We start from the raw sequence: 25,468 nt of genomic DNA, 5'->3' as shown, positions 1-25,468 counted from the left end.
GGAGCGAAGCGGGGGAAAGAAAAAGCGGTGCCTCGCGAGCCGGCGCCGAAGGCGCCCAACAAGCAGCAACGCCGCCCCCGCGACTCCGGCGGCCTCGTGCTTGCTGCGCCCGCGACTCCGGCCGGGTACACCCGCCCACTCACGACCCCGGCCACCCCCAACTCGCCACCCCCACGGCCCCGACCGAGCCCGCTCCCCCACTCACAATCCGGGCCGCTCGGACCCGCCACACACCCGACCCAGGCAACCCATCCCCGTGCCACACCCAACCCCGCCAACCCCGACCCGCCACCGCCCACCCGAGCGGCCCGTGTCGGTCGCACATCCGACCCAGGGCGGCCCTCGACGCCCAACCCCGAGCAATCCCGACCCACCACACGCCCCACCCAGGCCGGCTGTGCCGGTTGCGCGCCCACTCCAGGCGACGTGGCGCACCCCGACTCCCAGCCCACCCCACCTCCCCACCACCCACCCCCCACCATCGCCCCACCCCCGCCCTCAACCGCTGGTGGCCCGGTCCGGGTCGGCACGCGCCCCCGCGCTCGAAGCGCATGGCGGACACCGGGCGCACCCAGCCCGCCGTGTCCCGTTCGAGCACGTGGATCTCGGCCACCCGGCGCAGGCCGTCGCGCTCGCGCACCACATGCACGACCAAGTCGAGCGCGGCGGCCAACTGGCTGTGCAGTGCGTCCCGGCCCAGGCCCGCCAGTGCGCCGAGCGCCTCGAGCCGCGCCGGCACGTCCGCCGCCGAGTTCGCGTGCACCGTGCCGCAGCCGCCCTCGTGGCCGGTGTTGAGCGCGGCGAGCAACTCGACGACCTCGGCGCCGCGCACCTCCCCGACCACGAGTCGGTCCGGTCGCATCCGCAGTGCCTGTCGAACCAGGTCCCGCAGCGTCACCTCGCCCGCGCCCTCGACGTTGGCCGGGCGCGACTCGAGCCGCACCACGTGCGGATGACGCGGCGTCAGCTCGGCTGAGTCCTCGGCCAGCAACAGCCGTTCGGCCGGATGGGCACATCCGAGCAGTGCCCCGAGCAGCGTGGTCTTGCCCGAACCGGTGCCGCCGGAGACCAGGAACGCCGCGCGCGCCGAGACCACCGCGCACAACAGTTCGGCCGCGACCGGCGACAACGAACCGGCCCGAACCAGATCGGCCAGGCCCAGCGAGGTGCGCCGGGGCACCCGCAACGACAGGCACGTCCCCCGCACCGCGACCGGACGCAGCACCGCGTGCAATCGGATCCCGTCGGCGAGCGTCGCGTCCACGTACGGCGAGGCATCGTCCAACCGCCGCCCGGCACCGCTCGCCAGCCGCTGGGCGAGCCGCCGAACGGCCGCGTCGTCGGCGAACGTCACCGCCGTGCGCTGTGGCCCCGCACCCCGGTCGATCCACACCTCGTCGGGCGCGTTGACCAGCACGTCGGTGACCTCGGGATCACGCAACAGCGCGTCCAGCGGCCCGGCCCCGGCGATCTCCGAGCGCAACGCCCGGACCAGGTCCGGCAACGCCGCCTCGCCGAGCACCCGCCCCTCGGCCCGCAGCGCGGCGGCCACCGCGCCGGGCGTCGGCTCGTGTCCGCCCGCGGCCAACCGCGACCGCACCGCCTCGACCAGATCCGGATCCGGCGGCAACGGCACGGCCGGCGCGGGAGCGGATGTGCCGGCCGCCGGCACCGTCCGCAGTTGCGGTGCCGAGAAGACCCCGGTGCCCCCGTCGGCCGGCGTCGGCACCGGCCACGGCGGCGGCTGCGGCACCCCCGTCGGCCGCACCTCCCGCCCACCCCGTGGCGGCGACCCACCCGGCACGGGCGTCGGCGGCGGGAACGGCGGCATCGGCGGCACCTCGCGCGCACTCACGCGGCCTCCTTGCGCACCATGCCTGCGGGATTGCCCGCCAGGTATTCACGGCAGAACCGGGCCAGCGGTCCGCGCGAGCGCAGGCCCGGCGGATCGCCCCGCTCGGCGGCGGCCGACAACCCCGCCTCCGGTCGCAACTCGCCCGCGAGCGGCAGCCCAAGGCCGCGCGCGGCCGCCTCGGAGGTCAATCCCGAGGAGCTCGGCCGGCGCACCACCGCCCGCAGGTCGCGCAACATCGGCCCGATCCGGGCCGACACCTGCGCCGCCGCGGCCAGCGCCCGCACCTCGGCCGGCACCACCAACAACCCGGTGTCGCACTGCCGCAGGGCCTCCGCCCCGGCCGAGTCGGTGTGCCGCGGCACATCGAGCACCGCGATGTCGTGCCGTCTGCGCACCGCCCGCACCACCGAGCGGATCGTCTCCGTCGGGATCCCCGGTGGTCGCTCGCGGTCCCACGAGAGCACGGTCAGCCCGTGCAGACGCACCAGCGCGTCGGACAGCGCGCCACCGTCGATCCGGCCGCGCGCGCTCGCCAGGTCCGGCCAACGCAGACCGCTCTCGTCCTCGCCGCCGAGCAGCACATCCAGTCCCCCGCCGAGTGGATCCACGTCCACCAGCGCGGTGTTCAGCCCCCGGCGCCCCGCAGTCACCGCGAGCGCACAGGCCAACGTGCTGGCCCCGCTGCCACCGCAACCGCCGAGCACCGCGATCGTGTGCGCGTCCGGCCCGGTGCCCTCCGCTACATCGCCCAGCCGGTCGACGATCCACGCCTCGGCGTCGGGCAGGAACACCACGTGGTCCGCCCCCACGTCCAGGGCCCGTCGCCACACATCGCCGTCGTCCAGGTCGGCGCCGATCAGCACCACGTCCTCCCGGCGCGGCAACCCACACCGGGCCAGGCCCGGCGTCACATCGTCGCCGACGATCACCAGCGGCGCCGCCGGCCACGCGGTCCGCGCCGCGCCCGCATCCGGCTGCACCTCCGGCTCGATCCCGGCCGCGGCGCACAACCGCAGCAGATCGTCGAGCAGGGCCGGATCGCCGGTCACCAGGAGCGGGCGGGCCGGCCGGGGTGGGGAAAGCGCTGCCACAGAACCTCCAGGGGGTCGGGGAGGTCCGTCCGAACCGGCCCTCCCGAGAACTGACCCCACCGTCGCCGCCGGCGCGCGCTCGGCCGAGCGGGTGGTTCGTGCCTGTGCACAAGACCGTGGTTGTGGATAGCGGATTCACTCGTACGAGGGACAGCCGAGCGGCTTCGGACAAGCCTTTGGCATCGGCGCGCGTAGAACGCCGAAAATCGCCCGGGAATCCACCCGAAACAGCGGAGAACGACACTCAGGGAAAAGTCGCCGGCCACACCCACGTCGGTCGACCCGGAATCGCGGATTCAATCCGACCCGGCCGCCCCGGACACCGCACCGACAATCACGCACCACGGCGGTTACTCGGACAAAGGCCGACTCACGCACTCGTACGGGCGCAAAAAATCCCCCCGGACAAGCGACGACCCCCGCCGGGGGGGAGAGCGGGGGTCGTCTCCACGGCCGACTCGGGGGGGGAGGAGTCGGACCGGGTTAGCACGGTCGCGAACGATCCGTGACTTCCAGGATGTACCCGAGGGGGTTCTCTAGCAAACCCATGACGTGGAGTTTACGCCGAATGGCTGCCCTTATCCTCGTGAACTGTGGAAACCCAGGCTCCGAAGCGGACAGCAGCCTTCTTCGACCTCGACAAGACCATCATCGCCAGGTCCAGTGCGCTGGCGTTCAGCAGATCCTTCTACCACGGCGGTCTCATCAATCGCCGCTCCGTCCTCAAGAGTGCCTACGCGCAGTTCGTGTTCCTCGTCGGTGGCGCGGATCACGACCAGATGGAGCGCATGCGCGAATATCTCTCCGCGCTGTGCCGCGGTTGGGACGTCCAGCAGGTGCGCGAGATCGTCGCGGAAACCCTGCACGACATGATCGACCCGATCATCTACGACGAGGCCGCGTCCCTGATCGAGGAACACCACGCAGCGGGCCGCGACGTGGTCATCGTCAGCTCCTCCGGGGCCGAGGTGGTCGAGCCGATCGGCGACATGCTCGGCGCGGACCGGGTGGTGGCCACCCGGATGGTCGTCGAGGACGGCCGCTACTCCGGCGCGATCGACTTCTACGCGTACGGGCCCAACAAGGCCGCGGCGGTCAAGGAGTTGGCCCGAACCGAGGGCTACGACCTCACCTCCTGCTACGCGTACAGCGACTCGATCACCGACCTGCCGATGCTCCTGGAAGTCGGCCACCCGTACGCGGTCAATCCCGATCGCGGCCTGCGCCGCGAGGCGACCGGGCGGGGCTGGCCCGTGCTGGTGTTCAGCCGGCCGGTCGCGCTGCGCCAGCGGGTGCCGTCCCTGTCCGTCCCCTCGCGCCCCGTGCTCGCCGCGACCGCGATCGGCGCGGGCGCCACCGCGGCCGGCTTCGTCTGGTACCTCGCCAAGAAGCGCCGCTGACCCCCGGGCACTCCACCGGGACACGGATCGCAAACCGGGCCGAGCGGTTCGACTGCGGGCCGAGGGCACGGCGGATCGGGAGCAAATCCGACAAAGGCCAAAAGTAAAGATCTTGGGCCAGGGGTTCCCCTCCTCCCGGCAAGCCACTAGAAAAGGGACCAACGGCCCGTACGACCCCGCCTCGGCGGTCGGCTCGCGCGGACCGGACACGACCGCTGGGAACCCACGTGCGACCGACCCTCGTAGGGGCCGACGCGTCGGACGACCTGCATGTTCTTCCCCCCGTGGATGCGCATGCCGGAGCCGATCGTCATCACAGGTGCACGCTTGGTACCCCGGTGGGAGTGACCAAACGGCGGCGTCCGCAAGGGCGCCGCCGTCTCGTGTGTCAGGTCCCGTCCACGGGACGCCGGCCCGCGGGACCCGATCAGATCCCGCGCATCACCGCTTCGCAGACCGCGACGCTCTCGCGCGCGCCCAGCGTCATCGCCTCGGCGCAGTGCCGGATCCAGGTCGCGACACCCTCGGCGGTGCCGCTCTCGTACGCGCGCAGCGCCGCCGCGTAGGCGTCCACGCCCAGTTCCAGGTGACCGACCTCGGGCACGGCCGCGCCTTTGGGGTCCAGACCGCGGGTGACCAGGACGATCCGCTGCGCGGCTCGGGCGATCAGGCCGTTGCCCCAGCCGAACGGGGCGAGCGTGAGGATCTCCGCGTGGGTGACCGCGGCGACCACGATCGCGGGCGCCGAGGACGGCGCGAGCAGCAGTCGGGACAACCCGTCCAGGCGGGCGGCCACCTCCTCCGCCGACGGCAGCGGACCGGCCAGTTCGCCGTCGCGGCGCGGTCGACCGAGCGCCTCCGCGGGCACCGCGTCGGCGGCCGCGACCACATGCAGCCGGGCCAGCACCTGGAGCGGACTGTGCCCCCAGGTGCCCAGCAGCGAGCCGATCTCGGCGGACAACCGCAGCGCGCCCGCGATCACCGCGCCGTCCTCGCCCGAGGAGGAGAAGTCGGTCCGGCGGCGGATCTCCTCCAGCGACCAGTCGACGCCTTCGAGCGCGGCACTCGCCCGCGCGCCTCGAAGCGCGGACTCGGCGCTGATGTCCATGCTGCGGCGGCGCATCGTGCGGTGGCCGAGCAGCCGGTCGACGGCCTTGCGGGTGTCCTCGACGGACTCCGGCACGCCGGGCAGCGCGGCGAGAGCGGCGAGGGGATCGGTTGCGGTGCTCACCCGGGCGACCCTACGCCGCGCGGGAAACCGCCCGCGACACCGGCCCGCGCGCGCCCCTGCGGTCGGCGCGCCGACCACCTCGTGATTACCGAACGACTTGACGTGAACACGGTAAGCGACGGATGATCCTATTCGAAAACGATTGTCAAACCCGAATCATCGAACCCGAATCATCGAACCCGGACGTTCGAACCCGGATGTTCGAACCCGCCGGTTCGGACCCGCCGGTTCGGACCCAGCGGTTCGGAACCCGGATCGTCGAACCCGTCATCGAAGGGCCCATCCGTGAAGATCGCCTTCGTCGGCAAGGGCGGCAGCGGCAAGACCACGTTGTCGTCCCTGTTCATCCGGCATCTCGCGACCACCGGTCGGCCGGTGGTCGCCGTGGACGCGGACATCAACCAGCACCTGGGCGTGGCGCTCGGCCTGGACGAGCGCGCCGCCGCGGCACTGCCCGCGATGGGCGCCGAGCTGCCCACGATCAAGGAGTGGCTGCGCGGCGAGAACCCGCGGATCGGCTCGGTCGCCGAGATGGTCAAGACCACGCCGCCCGGCCGGGGTTCGCGGCTGATCCGACTCGCCGACGACAACCCGATCCACGCGGCGTGCGCGCGCGAGGTGCCCGGCCTGCCCGGCCTGCGGCTGATGGCGACCGGGCCGTTCGAGGAGTCCGACCTGGGTGTGGCGTGCTACCACTCGAAGGTCGGCGCGGTGGAGCTCTACCTCAACCATCTCGTCGACGACGCCGGCGAATACCTGGTGGTGGACATGACCGCCGGGTCCGACTCGTTCGCCTCCGGGCTGTTCACCCGCTTCGACATCACCTTCCTGGTCGCCGAGCCGACCCGCAGGGGCGTCGGCGTCTATCGGCAATACCGCGACTACGCGCGCGACTGGGGCGTGTCGCTCGCGGTCGTCGGCAACAAGGTTCAGGGCCCCGAGGACGTCGAGTTCCTGCGCGAGCACGTCGGTGCGGACCTGTTGACCTGGACGGTGCAGTCCGACTTCGTCCGCGCGCTGGAGAAGGGCCGCACGCCCGGCTTCGAGACCCTGGAGCCGGCCAACCGCGCCGCGCTGGAGGAGTTGCTGCGAGCCTGCGACGCCCGCTTCGAGCGCCGCGACTGGGAGCGGTACACCGCGCAGATGGTCGAGTTCCACCTCAGGAACGCGCGCGGCTGGGCCAACGCGAAGACCGGGGTCGACCTCGCCGAGCAGGTCGACTCGGCATTCGTACTCGGCCCGCACGCGATCTCCGCCGCGGTCTGAACGCCGAAACGCGGCGGGCGGCCCGCCCCCGAAGGGACGGGCCGCCCGAGGCCCCGTCGACCCGACGATCGACCCGCTCAGTCCTCGGCCGCCGCCGACGACTGCTGCGCGGAGATCTGGTCCATCACCGAGGAGTCGGTCAGCGTGGTGACGTCGCCCAGCGTGCGGCCCTCGGCCATGTCCCGAAGCAGACGGCGCATGATCTTCCCGGAGCGCGTCTTGGGCAGTTCGGTGACGACCTGGATGCGCTTGGGCTTCGCGATCGGGCCGAGCACCCTGCCGACGTGCTCGCGCAGCTCGGCGACGAGGGCCTCGGAGGAGTCGCCGGCCGAGCCGCGCAGGATCACGAACGCCACGATGGCCTGGCCCGTGGTCGCATCGGTCGCGCCCACCACGGCCGACTCGGCGACCTTGGCGTGCGAGACCAGCGCCGACTCGACCTCGGTGGTGGAGATGTTGTGGCCGGACACGAGCATCACGTCGTCCACCCGGCCGAGCAGCCAGACGTCGCCGTCCTCGTCCTTCTTGGCGCCGTCGCCGGCGAAGTACAGCCCTTCGAAGCGGGACCAGTAGGTGTCCTTGAACCGCTGGTCGTCGCCCCAGATGGTGCGCAGCATCGACGGCCACGGCTCGTCGAGCACCAGGTAGCCGCCACCGCCGTCGGGCACCTCGGTCGCGGTGTCGTCGACGACCTTGGCCGAGATGCCCGGCAGCGCGCGCTGGGCGGAACCCGGCTTGGTCGAGGTGACGCCCGGCAGCGGGCTGATCATGATCGCGCCGGTCTCGGTCTGCCACCACGTGTCGACGATCGGGGTCTTCCCCGCGCCGATGTGCTCGCGGTACCAGATCCACGCCTCGGGGTTGATCGGCTCGCCCACGCTGCCCAGGATGCGCAACGAGGACAGGTCGAACTTCGCGGGGATGTCGTCGCCCCACTTCATGCAGGTGCGGATCGCGGTGGGCGCGGTGTACAGGATGGTGACCCCGTACTTCGCCACGATCTCCCACCAGCGGCCCTGGTGCGGCGAGTCCGGCGTGCCCTCGTACATGACCTGGGTGGCGCCGTTGGAGAGCGGGCCGTAGGTGATGTACGAGTGCCCGGTGACCCAGCCGATGTCGGCCGTGCACCAGTACACATCGGTCTCGGGCTTGAGGTCGAACACCGCGTTGTGCGTGTAGCTCGCCTGGGTCAGGTAACCGCCGGAGGTGTGCAGAATGCCCTTGGGCTTCCCGGTGGTGCCCGACGTGTACAGGATGAACAGCGGGTGCTCGGCGTCGAACGCCTGCGGCTCGTGCTCCTCGGACTGCGCGTCGACCAGGTCGTGCCACCAGATGTCGCGGCCCTCGGTCCACGCGACGTCGCCGCCGGTGCGGCGCACCACGAGCACGTTGCGCACGTCCGGGCAGGACTCCAGCGCCTCGTCGATGGCCGGCTTGAGCGCGGAGGGCTTGCCGCGCCGGTAGCCGCCGTCGGCGGTGATCACGATCCGCGCGTCGTTGTCGTTGACACGTGAGGACACCGCGTCCGCCGAGAAACCGCCGAAGACGACCGAGTGCGGGGCGCCGATGCGTGCGCACGCGAGCATCGAGATCACCGCCTCGGGAATCATCGGCAGGTAGATCGCGACCCGGTCGCCCGCCTCGACACCCAGCGAGGTCAGCGCGTTGGCCGCCTTGGACACCTCGCGCTTGAGGTCGGCGTAGGTCAGCGTGCGGGTGTCGCCCGGCTCGCCCTCGAAGTGGATCGCCACCCGGTCGCCGTTGCCCGCCTCGACGTGCCGGTCGACGCAGTTGTAGGCCACGTTGAGCTTGCCGTCGGCGAACCACTTCGCGAAGGGCGGCGTCGACCAGTCCAGCGTCTCCTGCGGCTCCACGGCCCAGTCCAGCCGCCGGGCCTGTTCGGCCCAGAAGCCGAGCCGGTCGGCCGACGCGCGCTCGTACGCGTCGGCCTTGACGTTGGCGGCGGCCGCGAGCGCCGGCGGGGGCGCGAAGCGTCGCTCCTCGCGCAGCAGGTTCGACAGTGCCTCTCCGGCCTTGTCCCCGGTGTTCCGGTCTGCGTTGCTCACGCGTACTCCTCCGTGCTGCTGCGGTCGGTTCCTTCCGCCGTAGCTCATCAGGGACCGGCCCGAGCCGGCAAGAGGAGGACCGCGATTGGTTTAGACCACTTATCGGGCCACGGCGCATCGCGGCCGACGGCGCGATCGTACGGGGTGGTTACCCCGCGTTGAGTGCCGGAAAAGTGTGATCTTCGGCGCCCGTGGCGACCGCCTCCGGCAGCACCCCGGACTCGGCCCGCTCCGCGTCCACCGGCCCGAAATCGCCGCGCACGCCGTCGTAGAGGTACATCTGCGCGGAGGCGAGGTCGAAGTACAACCCGAACAACCGGAGTCGACCCTCGGCCACCGCCTGGGCGACCACCGCGTGCTCGAGCAGATTGTCCAGCTGCTGGACCACGTTGGTCAGGCACAGTTGTTCCACAGGCGGCATCTGATACCCGGTCAGGGTCGGCGCGGGGCCGGCCGTGAACCGGGCCAGCGACACGTCGCCGTGGCGCAGCCAGCGATCGAGGTGCGGCGTGGTGCCGTGCTCCGACCCGGCCTCGGGCGCCTCGCCGACCTTGTCGAGCAGCGCGCCCATCGCACCGCATCCGGAGTGCCCGCACACGGTGATGCTGCGCACTGCGAGCACGGACACCGCGTACTCGATCGCCGCGCCCACCGACGCGTCGGCCGTGTTCGGGTCGGCGTGCGCCTCGCCGCGCGGCACCAGGTTGCCGACGTTGCGCACGGTGAACAGATCGCCGGGGCCGCTCGCGGTGATCAGATTCGGCACGATCCGCGAATCGGCGCACGTGATGAACAGCTGGGCGGGCTTTTGCCCCTCCAGCGCGAGCCGCTCCAGGAACGGCTGCACCAGTGGCGCGGTGCGCTGCTGGAACTCGCGCGCGCCGGCCACCAGCGCCTGGGACGCGGTGCCATCCTCGCGCGGGCAGGCCCGCTGCCAGTGCCACCACGGCGCGAACCAGCGCGGCGAGGGGGTCAGCCGGGAGCGCCGAGGGCCCGGCGAACCGCCCGCGGCCCGCTCGTAGCAACCGTCGTGGATCTCCTCGATGTCCACCCGCCCACCACGCGCGAGGTAGCCCGCCCGCCACGAGTGCACCGCCTCGAACGCGGCCTGGTCGAGGTAGTCCACCGTCATGTCGACCACGACGTGCTCGCCCGGCGGCAACTTGCCCAGCACCCGGGACAGTCGCGGCACCGACAGGAAGGTCAGCGACCCGTGCACCTCGACGTGCAGCACGCCGTCGCCGGGATGGACCCGCACGGTACTGCGGCTGAGCCGATACAGCGCGGTGAGCACCGCGACCACCACGCCGAGCAGGACGCCCTGGAGCACGCCCGCCAGGATCACCCCGGCGATCGTGGCCGCGTAGGCGGGAAACTCGCGATGGCGGTGCACGTGTCGGATGTGCGCGAGGCTGACCATCTGGATGCCGACCACCATCACCAGCGCGGCCAGCACCGCGAGTGGGATGCGCTCGACGAACGCACCCAGCAGACCCACGAAAAGCATCACCCACACGCCGTGCAGGATCGTCGCGGTCCGGGTGAGGGCACCGGCCCGCACGTTGGTCACCGAGCGGATCGCCACGCCGGTGACCGGGTAGCCGCCGATCGTGCCGGAGACCACGTTGCCCACGCCCTGGCCGATCAGTTCGCGATCGAGGCCGGCCCGCGGCCCGTGGTGCAGCCGATCGGCCGCGGCGGCCGAGAGCAGCGACTCCATGCCGGAGACCAGGGCCACACTGACCACACCGACCGCGATCGCGCTCCACGCGCCCGACGGCGGCAACACCGGGGTGGTGAGGGTGACCGAGGACAGGTCCACCCGGGCCACGTTCAGGTGCAGCACGCCCGCGGTCACCGTGGCGAGCGAGACCGCGATCAGCGGCGCGGGCACCCTGCCGAGCCGTGCCCACCGCCCGGGCAGCCGGCCGAGCATCGGCCAACCGAGCAGCAGGACCACGGTGATCACCCCGACCGCGACCGTGGGCGCACGCAGATTGCCGACCTGGGTGGGCAACTCGCGCAGGTTCTCCCAGGCCGAGCGCTGCGGAGCGCCGCCCAGGACCACGTGCAACTGGGCCAGTGCGATGACCACGCCGATGCCCGCGACGACGCCGTGCACGACGGCCGGCGACAGGGCGAGGGTGGCCCGGGCCACCCGGAGCAGGCCGAGCAGGATCTGCAGCAGGCCGGCGCCGACGGTGACCAGGCAGGTCACCCGCCAGCCGTAGGTCTGCACGAGGCCGGCCACGATCACCGTCAGCCCTGCGGTGGGGCCGCTCACCTGGAGCGGTGCGCCACCGAGCAGGCCGACGACGATGCCGCCGACCACCGCCGAGATGATGCCGGCGCCGAGCGGGGCGCCGGCCGCGAGGGCGATGCCGAGCGAAAGCGGCACGGCGACCAGGAAAACCACGAGTGAGGCGCCGAAATCCGCGCGCAGCGTGGCGGCCCGGGAGGCCGGTGCGGGCGTGGTGTCAGGGGCAACGGGCATGTCCGTGTCCTCCGGGTCAGTCATGTCAGTCATGTCATGGCGGGCATGGCTGCCGCAGGGATGGCGGCGCGCGCGAGTCGAACGAGAGAGCCGGGCCGGATAGGCCAAGTTAACTCTAAGTATTTCCCTCGTCACAGTAAGGCTATCCTTTTCGGAACGTAAAATATGCACCCACATGGGTGAAACAGGCATTTCCTGCCGAGAACCTTCCGCACGGTGAGTGATGGCCCGTAATCTCCCCGGAGTGGGGGTGGTTCCGTGCAGGTGCTCACGCTGTTCGCGACCGGGCTCGGTGCGGGGTTCCTCGCGGGCGGCGCGTCCTGCGCGGCGGTCCAGGGCGGCCTGCTCGCCGGCGCCGTCCGCCCGTGCCCGGCCCCGGCCGGCGACTGCGCGAGCGCGGCGCCGCGCGGTCTGCTTCCCCGGGCGCTGGCCGCTTTCCTGGGCGCCAAGCTCGTCGCGCACGCCGTTCTGGGCGCCCTGCTCGGTCTGCTCGGCGGCGCGATCCAACCGACGCCCGGCACCCGCGCGATCCTGCTGGTCCTGGCGGGCGCGCTGATGGTGCTCTTCGGCCTGTCGATGCTCGGTGTGCCCGGGGTCGGCAAACTGCTGCCGCGCGCCTCGTCCCGCGGTGCCGGCCGCGGCCCGTTGCTGTTGGGCGCGGCCACCGTGCTGGTGCCGTGCGGGGTCACCCTGGGCGTCGAACTGGTCGCGGTGACCTCGGGAAACGCCTTCGGTGGAGCCGCCGTTCTGACCGGCTTCGTGCTGGGCACTCTCCCGCTGTTCGCCGTACTCGGCCTGCTGGTCGGCGCCTCCGGGCGGGTCCTGCGCGGCCGATCGACCGCGCTCCTGGGCCTGTTGGTGCTCGCGGTGGCCGCCTGGACGATCGCCTCCGGACTGCGGCTGGGCGGCTGGTGGACGCCGGCCGCGGTGGGCACCGTGGACCACGCGGCGGCGAGCACCGGCGCCGACGGCGTTCAGCGGGTCACCGTCCGGGTCGAGAACGAGGGCTACCACCCGGCGCGCGCGTTGGCCCGGGCCGGCGTGCACACCGTCCTGGTGCTGCGTACCGACCACACCACCGGCTGCACCCGGGGCTTCGTGCTGCCCGCCCGGGACGTGCAGCGGGTCCTGCCGACGACCGGGGAGACCGGGATCGACCTGGGCACACCGCGCTCCGGCACCCTCACCTGGACCTGTGCGATGGGCATGTACAGCGGACGGATCGAGTTCCGGGCGGACCCCTGACGGCCGCGCGACGCGGATCGCTTGCGGAGCCTGCCTCCCCGTACGGTGGTGTGTCCGCACTCACGCTCCCCGCCTGATCCGATGCGTCGCGACTCGGGTAGGCAGGGAAGCGGTCCGGGCACGCACGCAACCAGGGGACCCCGGCGTGCGTATGTATCGATAGGGAATACAGCCCGGTCCGGCATGTCCATGGGAAGAGGTGAACTGTGCGAACTGTCCGCGGCGCTGCGGTGCTCGTCGTTGTCGCAGTCCTGGCCGCTATCGGTTTCGTGGTTTTCGCAAAGGACGGGAAAGATTCCGGTAACTCCTCTGCAAAGAACCCCGGCAACGGAAACCCGAGCACTCCGGGCAAGGAATCGGACAAACCGAGAGGTCCGGTCAAGCCGATCGGCGACGGCTCGACCGCCGATACCGGCCCCCAGCCGAACCAGCCCAAGGTGGAGAAACTCAAGCCGGGTGAGAAGCCGCCGCAGTTCGTCGTGTTCTCCTGGGATGGTGCGGCCGAGGACGGAAACAAGCTGGTCTCGGAATTCTCGAAGCTGTCCGAGGCGAACAAGGCTCAGATGACGTACTTCCTGAGCGGCATATATGTGCTCCCGAAGACGAAGAAGGCCATGTACACCGGCCCGAAGCACGCCGCCGGCGCGTCCGACATCAACTTCATGTCGGACGAAACAGTGCGCAACACGATCATCCAGATGCGTGAGGTCTGGCTCAAGGGCAACGAGATCGGCACGCACTTCAACGGGCACTTCTGCAACAGCGCCACGAGCGGCAAGAGCTGGAGCCCCGCGGACTGGAAGAACGAAACCGAACAGGCGGTCAAGTTCGTCCAGAACTGGAAGACCAACACCGGGTACGCCGACCTTCCGCCGCTGCCGTTCGACTACGCGCCGGGCAAGGAACTCATAGGCGGCCGGGCCCCGTGCCTGGAGGGCCAGTCGAATCTGATGCGGGCCGGCAAGGAAATGGGATTCCGCTACGACGCGAGTTCCCCCGGCGGTCTCCAGGTGTGGCCCAAGCGCGGCAAGGAGACCGGCATTTGGGACTTCCCGCTCCAGTCGCTGCCGTGGCCGGGAAGCCCGAACAAGTCGCAGCTCTCCATGGACTACAACATCATGTACGAGCAGGAAGCCCTGCACGGGAAGTACGACCCGTCCAAGAAGGAAGCGTGGGAGAAGGAAGCCCACGAGTTCTACATGAACGGATTCCAGCGCGCCTATACCACCAACCGCGCGCCGTTGTTCATCGGTAATCACTTCGAGGACTGGAACGGCGGCATCTACATGAATGCCGTCCGGGACACGGTGACCTCGGTCTGCACGAAGGCCGACGTGCGCTGTGTGACGTTCCGTCAGCTCACCGACTGGCTCGAAGGCCAGGACCCCGCGGTGATCACCAAGCTGCAGGGTCTGGGCGTGGGCCAGAACGTGCCCGACTGGAACGCGATCATCACCGCTTCCGCGCAGTCCCCGAACAAGCCCGCCGCGTCCCGCGCCCTCTCCGCCCCGGAGCACGCGGTGCTGCCGCGCCGCCAGGACTGAGCGATCGGCCGGACACCGCCGTTGCCGAGCCCCGTACCGAAGGTCCCTTCGGTACGGGGCTCTTGCGTTGCGCGTGTGCGCCTGCGGTATCCGTACGATCGACTCCGCGAGGTCGCGCGCATTATCGATATACTTACGGCGATCGGGGTTGGATTTCACCACCCCCTCATGGGTCTCCCCTCGGGAGGCATGCCGGGAAGTCTGGTCGGCGCTGTTTTGTCGTTTTCGCGGGGCGGTATACGCCTGCGAGCCGCAGCCGACCTGGAGGTCCCGTGGGTGCCGAGTCCGCACCACGCAACAAGTTCTTTCGGCGTCCGTCCACTTTGGCCGAGCGGAATTTCATCGCCGACGCGCTGCGCACCGAAACAGTGGGCGGCGCGCTGTTGCTGATCGCGGCGGTGGTCGCGGTGATCTGGGCGAACACGGGGTGGAGCAACGCTTATCACGACCTGCGCGACTTCCGGATCGGCCCCGAGGCACTCAACCTGCATCTGTCGCTGGACACTTGGGCCGCGGACGGGCTGCTCGCGGTGTTCTTCTTCGTGGCCGGCATCGAACTCAAGCGCGAACTCGTGGTCGGCGACCTGCGCAACCCGGCCCAGGCGGTGCTGCCGGTGGTGGCCGCCGCGTGCGGGATGCTCACACCCGCGCTGTTCTACTTCGCGGTGAACGCGGGCGGCGGCTCGCTCGACGGCTGGGCGATCCCCACCGCCACCGACATCGCCTTCGCGCTGGCCGTTCTCGCGGTGATCGGCACCAATCTGCCCTCGGCGTTGCGTTCCTTCCTGCTGACGCTCGCGGTGGTCGACGACCTCGGCGCGATCTTGATCATCGCGATCTTCTTCACCGATTCGGTGAACTTCCTCGCCCTGGCCGCCGCGTTCGCCCTGCTCGTGGTCTTCGCCCTGCTCCAACGCTTTCGGGTGCGCGGCTGGTGGTGGTACGTACCGCTCGCCCTGGTGATCTGGGCGCTGATGCACGAAAGCGGGGTACACGCCACGGTCGCGGGCGTCGCGATGGGCCTGTTGATGCGCGTGGTTCCCGACCGCGACGAGCGGACCTCGCCGGCCGAGCACGTGGAACACCTGGTGCGGCCCGTCTCCGCGGGGCTCGCGGTGCCGATCTTCGCGCTGTTGTCCGCAGGCGTCGCGGTCTCCGGCCCGGTACTCGCCGACGTGTTCACCGGGCGACCCACGCTCGGCATCATGATCGGCCTGATCGCGGGCAAGGTGGTCGGCATCTTCGCGGGCACCTGGCTGGTCGCCCGGTTCACCCGCGCCCAACTCAGCGACGACCTCGCGTGGTGGGACGTGTTCGGCATGTCGATGCTGGCCGGCATCGGCTTCACGGTGTCCCTGCTGATCGGCGAACTCGCCTTCACCGACGACCCGGAGCTGACCGAACAGGCCAAGGCCGCGGTGCTGGTGGGCTCGGTACTGGCGGCCGGCGCGGCCTCGATCGTGCTGCGGATAAGGAACAACACCTACGCCCGGGTGTGCGCCGAGGAGAATCGCGACGACGACGGCGACGGCATTCCGGACATCTATCGAGCGGACGCGGATCGACTCCGCGACGACAAGCTCGGACACTCCTGACTGCTCCGTTTCCCATCCGAAACACTCGTACGACGCGCCCCAGTGGATACGTATCGCCGCAGCAGGGCATGATCGGGGTCGGATTATCCAAACCCGCACGAGGAGTGACCATGGCAGGCACCGACAGGTCCCCGGCCCAGGACGTGCCCGTCGACGCACAACGATCCCTCGGCGAGTTGTTCTCGTCGGCCAGCCGCGACATGTCCACGCTGGTGCGCAGTGAGATCGCACTCGCCAAGAGCGAGGTCAAGATCAGCGCGGTCAACGTCGCGAAGGGCGGCGGCGCGTTCGGCGCGGCGGCCTTCGTGGGCGTGTTCGCGTTCGTCTTCCTGAGCTTCGCGATCGTTTACGGAATCCACGCCCTCGGTCTCGGCGTGGCGTGGAGCTTCCTGATCGTCGGCGGCTTCTATCTCCTGCTCGCGGTGGCTCTCGCGTTCTACGGCATCAAGTCGTTCAAGAAGGTTCGGGCGCCGGAGCGGACGATCACCACGACCCGGGACACCGTCAGCACGCTGAAGAACGTCGGCTGACCCGGGGGCGCGGGTCGCCCGAACCGGCGGCGGAAACAGGAGTGCGATCGCGAGTGTGCGACGCTGCTCGGCATGACGGTTCCCGAGAGCACCGTGGTCAATGTGGCCGGGCCCTGGACGCACCGCGACATCGCCGCCAACGGCGCGCGGTTCCACATCGCCGAGATGGGCGAGGGCCCGGTCGTGCTCTTGCTGCACGGTTTCCCGCAGTTCTGGTGGACCTGGCGGCATCAGATGCCGGTGCTGGCCCGCGCCGGTTACCGCGCGGTCGCCCTGGATCTGCGCGGTTACGGCGGCAGCGACCGCACCCCGCGTGGCTACGATCCGATCACCCTGGCCCTGGACGTGACCGGGGTGATCCGCTCGCTGGGCGAGCCGGACGCCATCGTGGTCGGCCACGATCTGGGCGCCTACCTGGGCTGGACCGCCGCGGTGTTGCGGCCCAAGGTGGTGCGCCGACTGGTCGCGGTGTCGATGCCGCACCCCCGGCGGCTGCGCGGCGCGCTGCTGACCGATCGGCATCAGGTGGCGGCGAGTTCGCACATCTTCGGCTTCCAGCGGCCGTGGGTGCCCGAGCGGCAGTTGATCCGCGACGGTGCGGCGATGGTCGGCGACATGCTGCGCGCGTGGTCGGCGCCGGGCCGGCCAGCCGACGAGTCGATCGCCCGCTACCGGCAGGCGATGCTCGTGCCCGGCACGGCGCACTGCGCGGCGGAGCACTACCGCTGGCTGATCCGCTCGATCCCGCGTCCGGACGGGATTCAGTACTCGGCCCGGATGAAGGCCCCCGTCGAGGTGCCCACGCTGCATCTGCACGGTGCCCTGGACCCGGTGATCCTGCCCCGCACCGCGGCCGGCTCCGGGCGCTACGTGGAGGCGCCCTACCGATGGCGGCTGCTCGACGGTGTGGGCCACTTCCCGCAGGAGGAACAACCCGCGATGTTCACCGAGGAACTTCTGGGCTGGCTGAAGGATCCGGAACCCGAGCGCTGAAGTTCCACAATGGTCTCGGTCTTTACTTGTGCAATCTTGCCGGGTATATCCGACACTTCCGTACAGATCGACTCGACGGCGCCCGGTAGGCATTTCCACCCCGCGAAAGCGGGGCGATTACGCCGTCGGCGCCCCGGGTAGGCGCCTCCGTATGAGCCGGACGTACAACGCTCCGAGCATGGCGGCGGGGGCCGGGGACACCCGGTCGGAGACGGCAGAGACCCTCATGGTTGAGATCGGCACCACTGGCACTCACGGGTTCGACCACACGCGAGGGGCGCCGGTCGGCGCGGTTGCCGACCGGGGGGAGCATGTCCCGGGGCTGATGGGGATATTGCGCCGACGCGCACGTTGGCTGACACTGCGGCTGCGCTTCCCGCGCTGACGCCTCGACGCGGCTCGACACCGGGCCGCGTCGCGGTACCGCTTTCCGGCGGGTGAGTTCTTCGCATTCACCGATCGATTCCGCCTTTTCGTTTTCAGGCGAATGCGCCGAACCACAAAAGGCCGACCGTGGCGATCATCATCACCGGCACCAGGACGAGCGTCTCCATGCGATTTCCGGTCCGGCTGACGATCGCCACTTCGAAGCGGGTGCCCAGCGGCCAGAGCAGCGGTATCCCCTTCTTGGTGAGGAAGTCGCCGAGCAGGTGTGCGACGCAGCCGAGCACGATCACCATGGGCAGCCAGTCGGGAGCCGACGGCATCCAGTGGTCGACCACGGCCGTGCCGCCGCCGGCGAGCGCGATGATGGTGATCCAGGACGCCAGGCCCTTGCCCGGCGGGCACAGGTTCAGCGCCCGCAGCGCCAACGCGAGCAGCAGGAAGACCATCGTGAGGGTGAACGGCCGACCCAGGTGCTCCACGCCCTGCCAGGTCAACAGCCCCGCCAGCACCACGAAGGCGATCGAGTGGGTCGCCTGCCGATGCCCGCCGGACACCTTCGCCACACCCGAGCACAGTGCGCGCGAGAACGGGCCGAGGAAGTTGGCGATCGTGCCGTTGTGGTGATCGAGGTCGGGCAGGAGCGCCGCGCCCGCGGTCAGGAGCGTGCCGATCACGATCTCGGACCCCGACAGGTGGTTGTGCCACAGGTGTTGCGGCAGGATGGGCGCCGTCGCGGCGAACACCAGTGCCCCACTTACCGCGTGCGAATGCCCGAGCATTCCCCCACCTCGCTCTGCCGTCGCCACACGTCGCGGCGCTGTTCGCACGTCTGCCCGAACAGGCGTCGAGCATGCGTCACATGGCGCAACTCTGGGTGTCCACCGGACGATCGCCGACCGCGCCGGCCTCGGCGTCGGCGCGGACCTCCTCGACGGTGAGCGCGTAGCCGGTGGACTCGTCGTCGAGCGACTTGGCGAAGATCACCCCGGCGACCTTGCCGCCCGGCGAGATCAGCGGTCCGCCGGAATTGCCCTGGCGGACCTTGGCGTACAGCGAGTACACGTCGCGACTGACCGTGCCGCGCTTGTAGATGTCCGGTCCGCCGGCCTGGATCCGGGCCCGCACCCGGGCGGGCTCGACGTGGAAGGCGCCGTTCTCCGGGAAGCCGACCACGATCGCGTCCGCGCCGCTCTCCACTTTCGGTTCGAACTGCAACGGGGTGGCCTTGAGGCCGGGCACCTTGAGCACCGCGATGTCGCGCTTCCAGTCGTAGAGCACGACCTCGGCCTGGTACTCGCGCCCCTCGCCGCCGATCTGCACGGTCGGCTTCTTGACGCCGCCGACGACGTGGGCGTTCGTCATCACCCGCTGCGGGGCGTAGACGAAGCCGGAGCCCTCGATCACCTTTCCGCAGCTCTTCGCGGTGCCGACGATCTTGACGATGCTGTCCCGGGTGTCCTGGACGGCGGGCATCGACAACAGCTTGGGGTCCGGCGGCGGGACCTGCGGGATGTCCTCGCGCACGAACGGACTGAAGACCTGCGGGAAGCCGTTGCGGTCGAGCAGGTTGCCGAACGAGGAGAACCAGGTGTCGGCACCCTGCGGCAACACCTTCTGCACCCCGCCCAGCACCTGGGACGAGCGCACCTCGCGCGAGACGGTGGGCATCGAGGCACCCGCGACCGACGAGCCGATCAGCCACACCACGATCAACAGCGCACACACGCTCACGATCGAGCCGCCGGCCGCGTCCACCAGTCGCGCGGGCCGCCAAGTGAGCTGTCGGCGCAGCCGGTTGCCCGCCGCGGTGGTCAACGCCTGGAACGCGGTGGCCAGCACGAGCACGACGCAGATCGCGGCGATCGAGGGACCCAGACCCGGCTCGAAGCGGTTGAGCAACGACGGCACGAGCCACATGCCCAACACGCCGCCGCCGATGAAGCCCAGGAACGAGAGCACACCGACGATGAAGCCCTGCCGGTATCCGGAGATGGCGAAGGCCACCGCGGCGGCGAGCAGCAACAGGTCCAGGACATTCACGCGCTCACGTTCTCATGTACGAGCCCGCGCTGTCCGCCGCCGTGCCGGTTCGTCGAACACCGGTGACACAGCTGTACAGAGCCGGTATTGATGCTCCGTCAGCCCAGCCCGGATGCGGCAGCGAGCCGACGGCCGCGTCCCGGTTCAGTCCCGGACCTCGGGCTCGGAGGCGGTCTCCTCGTAGCGGTCGAAGCCGCGCCGGGCCAACCGGCTCTCGGTCTCGGACAGGGTCACCTCGCGCCGGTCGTCCCACGGCCGTTCCCAACCGGTGTAGTGCAGCACCCGGTCGATCAGCCCCGCGGTGAAGCCCCAGACCACCAGATCGTGCACCAGGAACGCCGGGCCCAGGTGGCCGCCGGGATGACGCAGCCGGGCCCGGTTGGCCGGATCGGCGAGATCGGCGATCGATACCCGCAGAACGCGCGCGACCTCCTCGGGCGCGCCGGGCGCCACCTCGCTCTCGCGGTGCCACCACGCGAGCACGGGGGTGACCACGAAGTCGCTCACCGGGATGTACAGATCGGGCAGCCGGCCGAAGATCCGCACGCCGGCGGGGTCGAGCCCGACCTCCTCCTGCGCCTCGCGCAGCGCGGTCCCCTCCGGGCCGTCGTCGCCCGGGTCCACCGAGCCGCCGGGGAACGCGGGCTGGCCCGCGTGCGAGCGCAGCGTCGCGGCGCGCTGCAGCAGCAGCAGGTCCGGGCCGTCGGGCCCCTCGCCGAACAACATCAGTACCGCGGAGCGTCGACCGCCCTCGGCCGGGGGCAGGAAGCGGCTCAGTTGCTCGGGGCTGATCGACTCGGCGGCGCGCGCGACCGGGCGCAGCCATTCCGGCAGATCGGCTTCGGCCCAGGTCTGAATCCCGGTCCCGGTCTGAGTCACCCGGCGTCCCCCTCGTCTTTCAGTGCGTTCTCCGCCGCCTCGACCGGCACCGCGAGCACCGGTCCGGGCGGCGGCTTGAGCCGTTGGCCGGGCTGCCCGGCCATCTCGTACTTGAGCAGCGCCTTGGCCTTGATCGGATCCGTCTCGCCCTCGCCGTACGCCGGACACAGCGGTGCGATCGCACACGCCCCGCAGGCCGGGCGGCGGGCGTGGCACACCCGACGGCCGTGGAAGATCACCCGGTGCGAGAGCAGGGTCAGGTCCTTGCGCAAGAACAGCGCCCCGACCTCCTTCTCGACCTTGACCGGATCCTCGTCCGTGGTCCAGCCGAAACGCCGGGCCAGCCGGCCGAAGTGCGTGTCGACGGTGATGCCGGGGACGTCGAAGACCTCGCCGAGCACCACGTGGGCGGTCTTGCGTCCCACCCCCGGCAGGGTGACCAGGTCGGCGAGCTTTCCCGGTACCTCGCCGTCGTAGCGCTCCAGGAGCGCCTGGGCCAGGCCCTGGACCGAGCGCGTCTTGGCTCGGAAGAACCCGGTCGGCTGAATGATCGCCTCCAGCTCGGCCGGCTCCGCGGCGGCGATCGCGGCCGCGTCGGGGAAGCGGGCGAACAGCGCCGGGGTGACCGTGTTGACCCGTCGGTCGGTGGTCTGCGCGGACAACACCACCGCGACCAGGAGCTGGAACGCGTCGCCGTAGTCGAGTTCGCAGTGCGCACCCGGGTATATCTCACCCAGCTCGCGATTGATCCGGCGCGCACGGCGCACCAGAGCGAGATGGGACTCGCCCTTCACGGCTTTTGTGGCCTTCACGACCTTCGCGGCAGCCCGCGACCTGCGCGGTGCGGGCTCCGTCACGTTGCTCGACACCCGGCCAGAGTACGCAGAAGTGCGGAGACTACGGTCGAGCAGTCCGCACACGCTCGATCACAGGAGCGACATGTCCGGTTACTGTGGATCCGCCCGTTCGTGATCCAGGCCACCCCGCGTGATGATTGCGGGTACCGGTGCGTCAGACTGTGACCGATCGCACTGTTTGACCGCTCGGCTTCATTGGTGTCGACCAGGCCGGCCTAGGAGGAACCTCGTGGACGACGTTTTGCAGCGGGCTCCGCTGTTCGCGGCGCTCGAAGATGAGGACGCCGCCGAGCTGCGGGCCTCCATGACGGAGGTCGCGCTCGAGCGCGGGGACTCGCTCTTCCACGAGGGTGACCCGGGTGACCGCCTGTACGTGGTGATCGAGGGCAAGATCAAGCTGCACCGCAGCTCCAACGACGGTCGCGAGAACATGCTCGCGGTGCTCGGCCCGGGCGAGATGTTCGGCGAGCTGTCGTTGTTCGACCCCGGACCGCGAACGGCGACCGCGACCGCGCTCACCGACGTGCGGCTGCTCGGCCTGGGCCACTCCGACCTGCAGCCCTGGCTGACCGGTCGGCCCAAGGTCGCCGCGGCACTCCTTCGGGCGATAGCCCGTCGGCTGCGGCGGACCAACGAGAGCCTGGGCGACCTGGTCTTCTCCGACGTCCCCGGCCGGGTGGCCAAGGCCCTGCTGGACCTGTCCCGCCGATTCGGGGTGCCGGCCGACGAGGGCATCCACGTCGCGCACGACCTCACCCAGGAGGAGCTGGCCCAGCTGGTCGGCGCCTCGCGGGAGACGGTCAACAAGGCGCTGGCCGACTTCGCGAGCCGGGGTTGGCTGCGCCTGGAGGCGCGTGCGGTGGTCCTGATGGACGTCGAGCGGTTGTCGCGCCGCTCCCGGTAGCACGACGCGAACACACGACGCGGGGCCCGCCGACGGCGGGCCCCGCGTCGTTGCGGTATCCGCTTCAGGCGTCCGGGTGCTCGGCCAGGTAGTCCAGCTGGGCCCGGACCGACATCTCCGCGGCCCACCACAGTCCTCGGTCCACGTCCGCGTAGACCCGTTCGACCACGTCCTGGGCGCTCTTGTCGCCGGCTGCGACCGCGTCCCGCACCTGGGCCAGCCGGGCCGCCCGGTGCGCCAGGTAGAAGTCGAGCACGCCGGCCGAATCGTCCAGGATCGGGCCGTGCGCGGGCAGTACGGCGGTGATCTCGCCGGATTCGGCGAGCGCGCGCAGCCGGCGCAGCGAGTCCAGGTAGTCGCCGAGTCGGCCGTCGGGGTGCGCGACCACAGTGGTGCCGCGGCCGAGCACGGTGTCGCCGGTGATCACGAAGCGGTCCGCGGCGACCACGAAGCACACCGAGTCACCCGAATGGCCGGGCGTGGCCAGCACCCGCAGATCCAGCCCGCCGTCGTCGATCACCAAGCCGTCCGTCAGGCCCTCGCCGCCGTAGCGCCACTGCGGGTCCACCGCGTGCACGACGGCGTTGGTGAGCGCCTTGAGGCCGGCCACGCCGGCCGAGTGGTCGGGGTGGCCGTGGGTGAGCAGGATCCGGCCCACCCGGCGGCCCTCCGCCTCGACCGCGGCGACGATCGCGCGCAGGTGGCCCTCGTCGTCGGGGCCCGGGTCGATCACCACGGCGGTGTCCGCGCCGGGTTCGGCCACGATCCACGTGTTGGTGCCGTCCAACGACATCGCGCTCGGGTTGGGCGCGAGCAGACAGGTCACCCGGGGGCTCGCGGGCCCACCGATGCTCGCGCGGGGGTTGCCGGGCAGGGGCTGTGCGTTCATGGTCGCCATCCTGTACCTCAGTGCCTGTACCTCGTTGCCCGGGAGCGATCCGGCGGATGACCGCGGATCGCCCCGGGGCGTCGGCGGAGCCTCAGCGCAGGCCGAACGGGTCCGCGATGCCGGGCCATTCGAGCACGAGGCGGTCTCCCTCGAAACGGCCCTGCGCCATGATCGGGGTGATCTCCCGGTCCGCCGCGGCGGCCAGGGCCGCCGCGGGATCGGCGAGCTCCGCCAAGTGGCGCAGCGTGTCGATGGTGGGCGGCAACATCGCCATGTGCTGCGCCCGGTGCTGCTCCAGCGCGTCGGCGGGCCGGGCCCAGGTGACCCGGTCGGCCTCGCCGGAGACGTCCCGGGTGCGCTGGCCGGTGGGCAGGGCCGCGACGAAGAACCACGTGTCGTAGCGCCGGTCCTCGAACTCGGGGGTGATCCAGCGCGCCCACGCGCCCAGCAGATCGGAGCGCAGCACCAGGTCGCGGCGCTCCAGGAACTCGGTCAGCGTCTGCTCGCGGGCCACCAGCGCCGCGCGGTCCGCCTCCCAGTCCGCGCCGGTGGTGTCGGAGACGATCGTGGTCGGGTCGGGCCCGGCGAGCAGCACGCCGGATTCCTCGAAGGTCTCGCGGACGGCCGCGCAGACGATCGCGCGGGCCTCGGCGACGCCGGTGCCCAGGCGCTTCGCCCACGCGTCGGGCTCGGGTCCGGCCCAGGCCACCGAGTGGTCCGCGTCCCGCGGGTCGACGCCGCCGCCGGGGAACGCGTACATCCCGGCCGCGAACTTCATCGTGGTGTGCCGGCGGAGCAGGTACGCCTCGGCGCCCTTGGGCCGGTCGCGCAGCAGCACCACCGTCGCCGCACGGCGCGGGGCGACCGGCTCGGCCTCGCCGGCGATGATCGCGCGGGCCCGCTCGGCCCAGGACGCGGGCATGCCCGGCTGGGCGTTCCCGGCTTGCGTACTCCCCATATCGGCCATGCGCCGGATCGTACGCCTGACCGAGTCAAGTTCCATCCCTCGCCCCCGAAAACGATCGGACCCGACCCGAAAGGGGTCGGGTCCGATCATCACGCCGGCCGAATCGACGATCCGCTCAGACCACCTCGACGAGGATCTCCACCTCGACCGGGGCGTCCAGCGGCAGCACGGCCACGCCGACCGCGCTGCGGGCGTGCCGCCCGGCCTCGCCGAAGACCTCGCCCAGCAGTTCGCTGGCACCGTTGATGACACCGGGCTGACCGGTGAAGTCCGGGGCGCTGGCCACGAACCCGACCACCTTGACCACCCGGCGCACCAGCGACAGGTCGCCGAGCTCGGCCTTGACCGCGGCGAGCGCGTTCAGCGCGCACTGGCGGGCGAGCTGCTTGGCCTCCTCGGCGGTGACCTCGGCGCCGACCTTGCCGGTCGCGGGCAGCTTGCCCTCGATCATCGGCAACTGGCCGGAGGTGTGGATGTAGTTGCCGGTGCGGATCGCCGGCACGTAGGCGGCGACCGGGGGCACCACACCGGGCAGGGTCAGACCCAGCTCGGTGATCCGCTGTTCGGGGTGTACCTCGCTCACTCGGCCGTCACCTGCTTCTGCTTCGCGCGCTTCATGTAGGCCACCAGGCTCTCCGGGTTGGGACCCGGCACCACCTGCACCAGCTCCCAGCCGTCGTCGCCCCAGTTGTCCAGGATCTGCTTGGTCGCATGCACCAGCAGGGGGACGGTCACGTATTCCCACTTCGTCATGTGTGCAGACTTTAGACGGACACGTCGGGCGGTTCGACGGGGCGCCACGCCACCGGCGAGGACAACACCATCGTGCTGGACGGTTTCCCGTGCTCGGCGAGCCGGTCGATCAGGACCTGGAAATCCGCCATGGTGGCGACCGCGACCATCAGCAGGCAGCACGCGTCACCGGTGACCCGGTGCACCTGGAGCACCTCCGGCCATTCGCGCACGGTGTCCGCGTCCCGGCGCAGCAGGCAGCCGGGGCCGTAACAATTCATCCGGACCAGCGCCACCACGCCGCGGCCGGCCGCCGCCGGGTCGACGTGCGCGTGGTAGCCGGTGATCACGCCGGCGTGTTCGAGCCGGCGCACCCGGGTGGCCACCGCGGGCGCGGAGAGGTTGATCCGCCGGGACAACTCGTTGAGCGAGACCCGGGCGTCGCGCTGCAACTCGGCGAGCAATCTGCGGTCGATCGCGTCCATGCGCACCCTCCATTGACG

21 protein-coding genes and 1 pseudogene are annotated in these 25,468 nt (G+C 71.0%); 8 read left to right on the top strand and 14 right to left on the bottom strand.

The genetic code is table 11. The features are described from left to right. Positions 1–481: 481 nt before the first annotated feature. A pseudogene (locus A3IC_RS71615) lies at positions 482–1,636 on the bottom strand (TadA family conjugal transfer-associated ATPase); the annotation flags it as partial. A 215-nt stretch (positions 1,637–1,851) separates the two neighbouring features. Then, positions 1,852–2,946 carry a septum site-determining protein Ssd gene (ssd, locus tag A3IC_RS58460; protein ID WP_052173964.1) on the bottom strand — a complete coding sequence of 365 codons (1,095 nt, stop codon included), beginning with the start codon at positions 2,944–2,946 and terminating at the stop codon, positions 1,852–1,854. 593 nt (positions 2,947–3,539) lie between these two features. On the opposite strand from ssd, the gene A3IC_RS0135990 reads away from it, so the two are divergent. Further along, entirely contained in the window at positions 3,540–4,346 is an 807-nt protein-coding gene (locus A3IC_RS0135990) for an HAD family hydrolase (RefSeq protein WP_020554935.1), read from the top strand. Between the two features lie 427 nt (positions 4,347–4,773). On the opposite strand, the gene A3IC_RS0135985 is transcribed toward A3IC_RS0135990, so the two are convergent. Further along, complete coding sequence (locus A3IC_RS0135985) at positions 4,774–5,577, bottom strand: Fic family protein (RefSeq protein WP_020554934.1); 804 nt, start codon at positions 5,575–5,577, stop codon at positions 4,774–4,776. A gap of 285 nt (positions 5,578–5,862) precedes the next feature. Between A3IC_RS0135985 and A3IC_RS0135980 the strand changes: the two genes are divergently transcribed. Continuing rightward, entirely contained in the window at positions 5,863–6,843 is a 981-nt protein-coding gene (locus A3IC_RS0135980) for an ATP-binding protein (protein WP_020554933.1), read from the top strand. Positions 6,844–6,920: 77 nt separating this feature from the next. On the opposite strand, the gene acs is transcribed toward A3IC_RS0135980, so the two are convergent. Beyond that, entirely contained in the window at positions 6,921–8,909 is a 1,989-nt protein-coding gene (acs, locus tag A3IC_RS0135975; RefSeq protein WP_020554932.1) for an acetate--CoA ligase, read from the bottom strand. Between the two features lie 148 nt (positions 8,910–9,057). Next, positions 9,058–11,403, bottom strand: coding sequence for a SulP family inorganic anion transporter (locus A3IC_RS58455; protein WP_086018517.1), 2,346 nt, complete (start codon positions 11,401–11,403; stop codon positions 9,058–9,060). A gap of 258 nt (positions 11,404–11,661) precedes the next feature. Here A3IC_RS58455 and A3IC_RS0135965 point away from each other — a divergent pair, with 258 nt between their 5' ends. The 5 genes from A3IC_RS0135965 (at position 11,662) to A3IC_RS0135945 (ending at position 17,310) form a co-directional block, all read left to right on the top strand. Further along, complete coding sequence (locus A3IC_RS0135965; RefSeq protein ID WP_020554930.1) at positions 11,662–12,648, top strand: sulfite exporter TauE/SafE family protein; 987 nt, start codon at positions 11,662–11,664, stop codon at positions 12,646–12,648. A 260-nt stretch (positions 12,649–12,908) separates the two neighbouring features. Continuing rightward, on the top strand, positions 12,909–14,192 hold the full coding sequence (locus A3IC_RS58450) for a polysaccharide deacetylase family protein (RefSeq protein ID WP_425387378.1): 1,284 nt from the start codon (positions 12,909–12,911) through the stop codon (positions 14,190–14,192). A gap of 272 nt (positions 14,193–14,464) precedes the next feature. Beyond that, a complete protein-coding gene (gene nhaA, locus A3IC_RS0135955; RefSeq protein WP_079026890.1) occupies positions 14,465–15,787 on the top strand; it encodes a Na+/H+ antiporter NhaA in 1,323 nt (440 codons plus the stop codon). Positions 15,788–15,897: 110 nt separating this feature from the next. Then, positions 15,898–16,317, top strand: a complete 420-nt coding sequence (locus A3IC_RS0135950; RefSeq protein ID WP_020554927.1) for a phage holin family protein — start codon at positions 15,898–15,900, stop codon at positions 16,315–16,317. A gap of 72 nt (positions 16,318–16,389) precedes the next feature. Further along, positions 16,390–17,310, top strand: coding sequence for an alpha/beta fold hydrolase (locus tag A3IC_RS0135945; RefSeq protein WP_020554926.1), 921 nt, complete (start codon positions 16,390–16,392; stop codon positions 17,308–17,310). A 479-nt stretch (positions 17,311–17,789) separates the two neighbouring features. On the opposite strand, the gene A3IC_RS0135935 is transcribed toward A3IC_RS0135945, so the two are convergent. From A3IC_RS0135935 to nth, 4 genes are all read right to left on the bottom strand, one after another. Further along, positions 17,790–18,476, bottom strand: a complete 687-nt coding sequence (locus tag A3IC_RS0135935) for a metal-dependent hydrolase (protein WP_026219131.1) — start codon at positions 18,474–18,476, stop codon at positions 17,790–17,792. Between the two features lie 76 nt (positions 18,477–18,552). After that, entirely contained in the window at positions 18,553–19,737 is a 1,185-nt protein-coding gene (locus A3IC_RS0135930) for a MarP family serine protease (RefSeq protein ID WP_020554923.1), read from the bottom strand. 144 nt (positions 19,738–19,881) lie between these two features. After that, on the bottom strand, positions 19,882–20,616 hold the full coding sequence (locus tag A3IC_RS0135925; RefSeq protein WP_020554922.1) for an NUDIX hydrolase: 735 nt from the start codon (positions 20,614–20,616) through the stop codon (positions 19,882–19,884). Then, positions 20,613–21,485, bottom strand: coding sequence for an endonuclease III (nth, locus tag A3IC_RS58445; RefSeq protein WP_106669107.1), 873 nt, complete (start codon positions 21,483–21,485; stop codon positions 20,613–20,615). The genes A3IC_RS0135925 and nth overlap by 4 nt, the downstream gene beginning before the upstream one ends. Before the next feature lie 217 nt (positions 21,486–21,702). Between nth and A3IC_RS0135915 the strand changes: the two genes are divergently transcribed. Beyond that, positions 21,703–22,377: a Crp/Fnr family transcriptional regulator gene (locus tag A3IC_RS0135915; protein WP_020554920.1), complete on the top strand. Its 675-nt coding sequence runs from the start codon at positions 21,703–21,705 to the stop codon at positions 22,375–22,377. Between the two features lie 64 nt (positions 22,378–22,441). Here the strand turns inward: A3IC_RS0135915 and A3IC_RS0135910 are convergent, their stop codons facing one another. The 5 genes from A3IC_RS0135910 to A3IC_RS0135890 all read right to left on the bottom strand — a co-directional run bounded on the left by A3IC_RS0135910 (position 22,442) and on the right by A3IC_RS0135890 (position 25,450). Then, positions 22,442–23,266: an MBL fold metallo-hydrolase gene (locus A3IC_RS0135910; RefSeq protein ID WP_026219130.1), complete on the bottom strand. Its 825-nt coding sequence runs from the start codon at positions 23,264–23,266 to the stop codon at positions 22,442–22,444. A 91-nt stretch (positions 23,267–23,357) separates the two neighbouring features. Continuing rightward, entirely contained in the window at positions 23,358–24,224 is an 867-nt protein-coding gene (locus tag A3IC_RS0135905; protein WP_020554918.1) for an NUDIX hydrolase, read from the bottom strand. Positions 24,225–24,348: 124 nt separating this feature from the next. Then, the gene (locus A3IC_RS0135900; protein ID WP_020554917.1) at positions 24,349–24,816 is read right to left on the bottom strand and encodes a RidA family protein; all 468 of its coding nucleotides are present in this window, start codon (positions 24,814–24,816) and stop codon (positions 24,349–24,351) included. Beyond that, entirely contained in the window at positions 24,813–24,986 is a 174-nt protein-coding gene (sp36, locus tag A3IC_RS69805) for a Sp36 family protein (protein ID WP_020554916.1), read from the bottom strand. Before sp36 ends, A3IC_RS0135900 begins: the two co-directional genes overlap by 4 nt. 11 nt (positions 24,987–24,997) lie before the next feature. Then, on the bottom strand, positions 24,998–25,450 hold the full coding sequence (locus tag A3IC_RS0135890) for an Lrp/AsnC family transcriptional regulator (protein ID WP_020554915.1): 453 nt from the start codon (positions 25,448–25,450) through the stop codon (positions 24,998–25,000). Positions 25,451–25,468: the final 18 nt, after the last annotated feature.

The organism is Embleya scabrispora DSM 41855 (assembly GCF_000372745.1).
GTDB classification, from domain to species: Bacteria; Actinomycetota; Actinomycetes; order Streptomycetales; family Streptomycetaceae; genus Embleya; species Embleya scabrispora.
The sequence above is the reverse complement of the archived record's forward strand: the minus strand, read 5'-3'. Positions and strand labels throughout refer to the sequence as shown.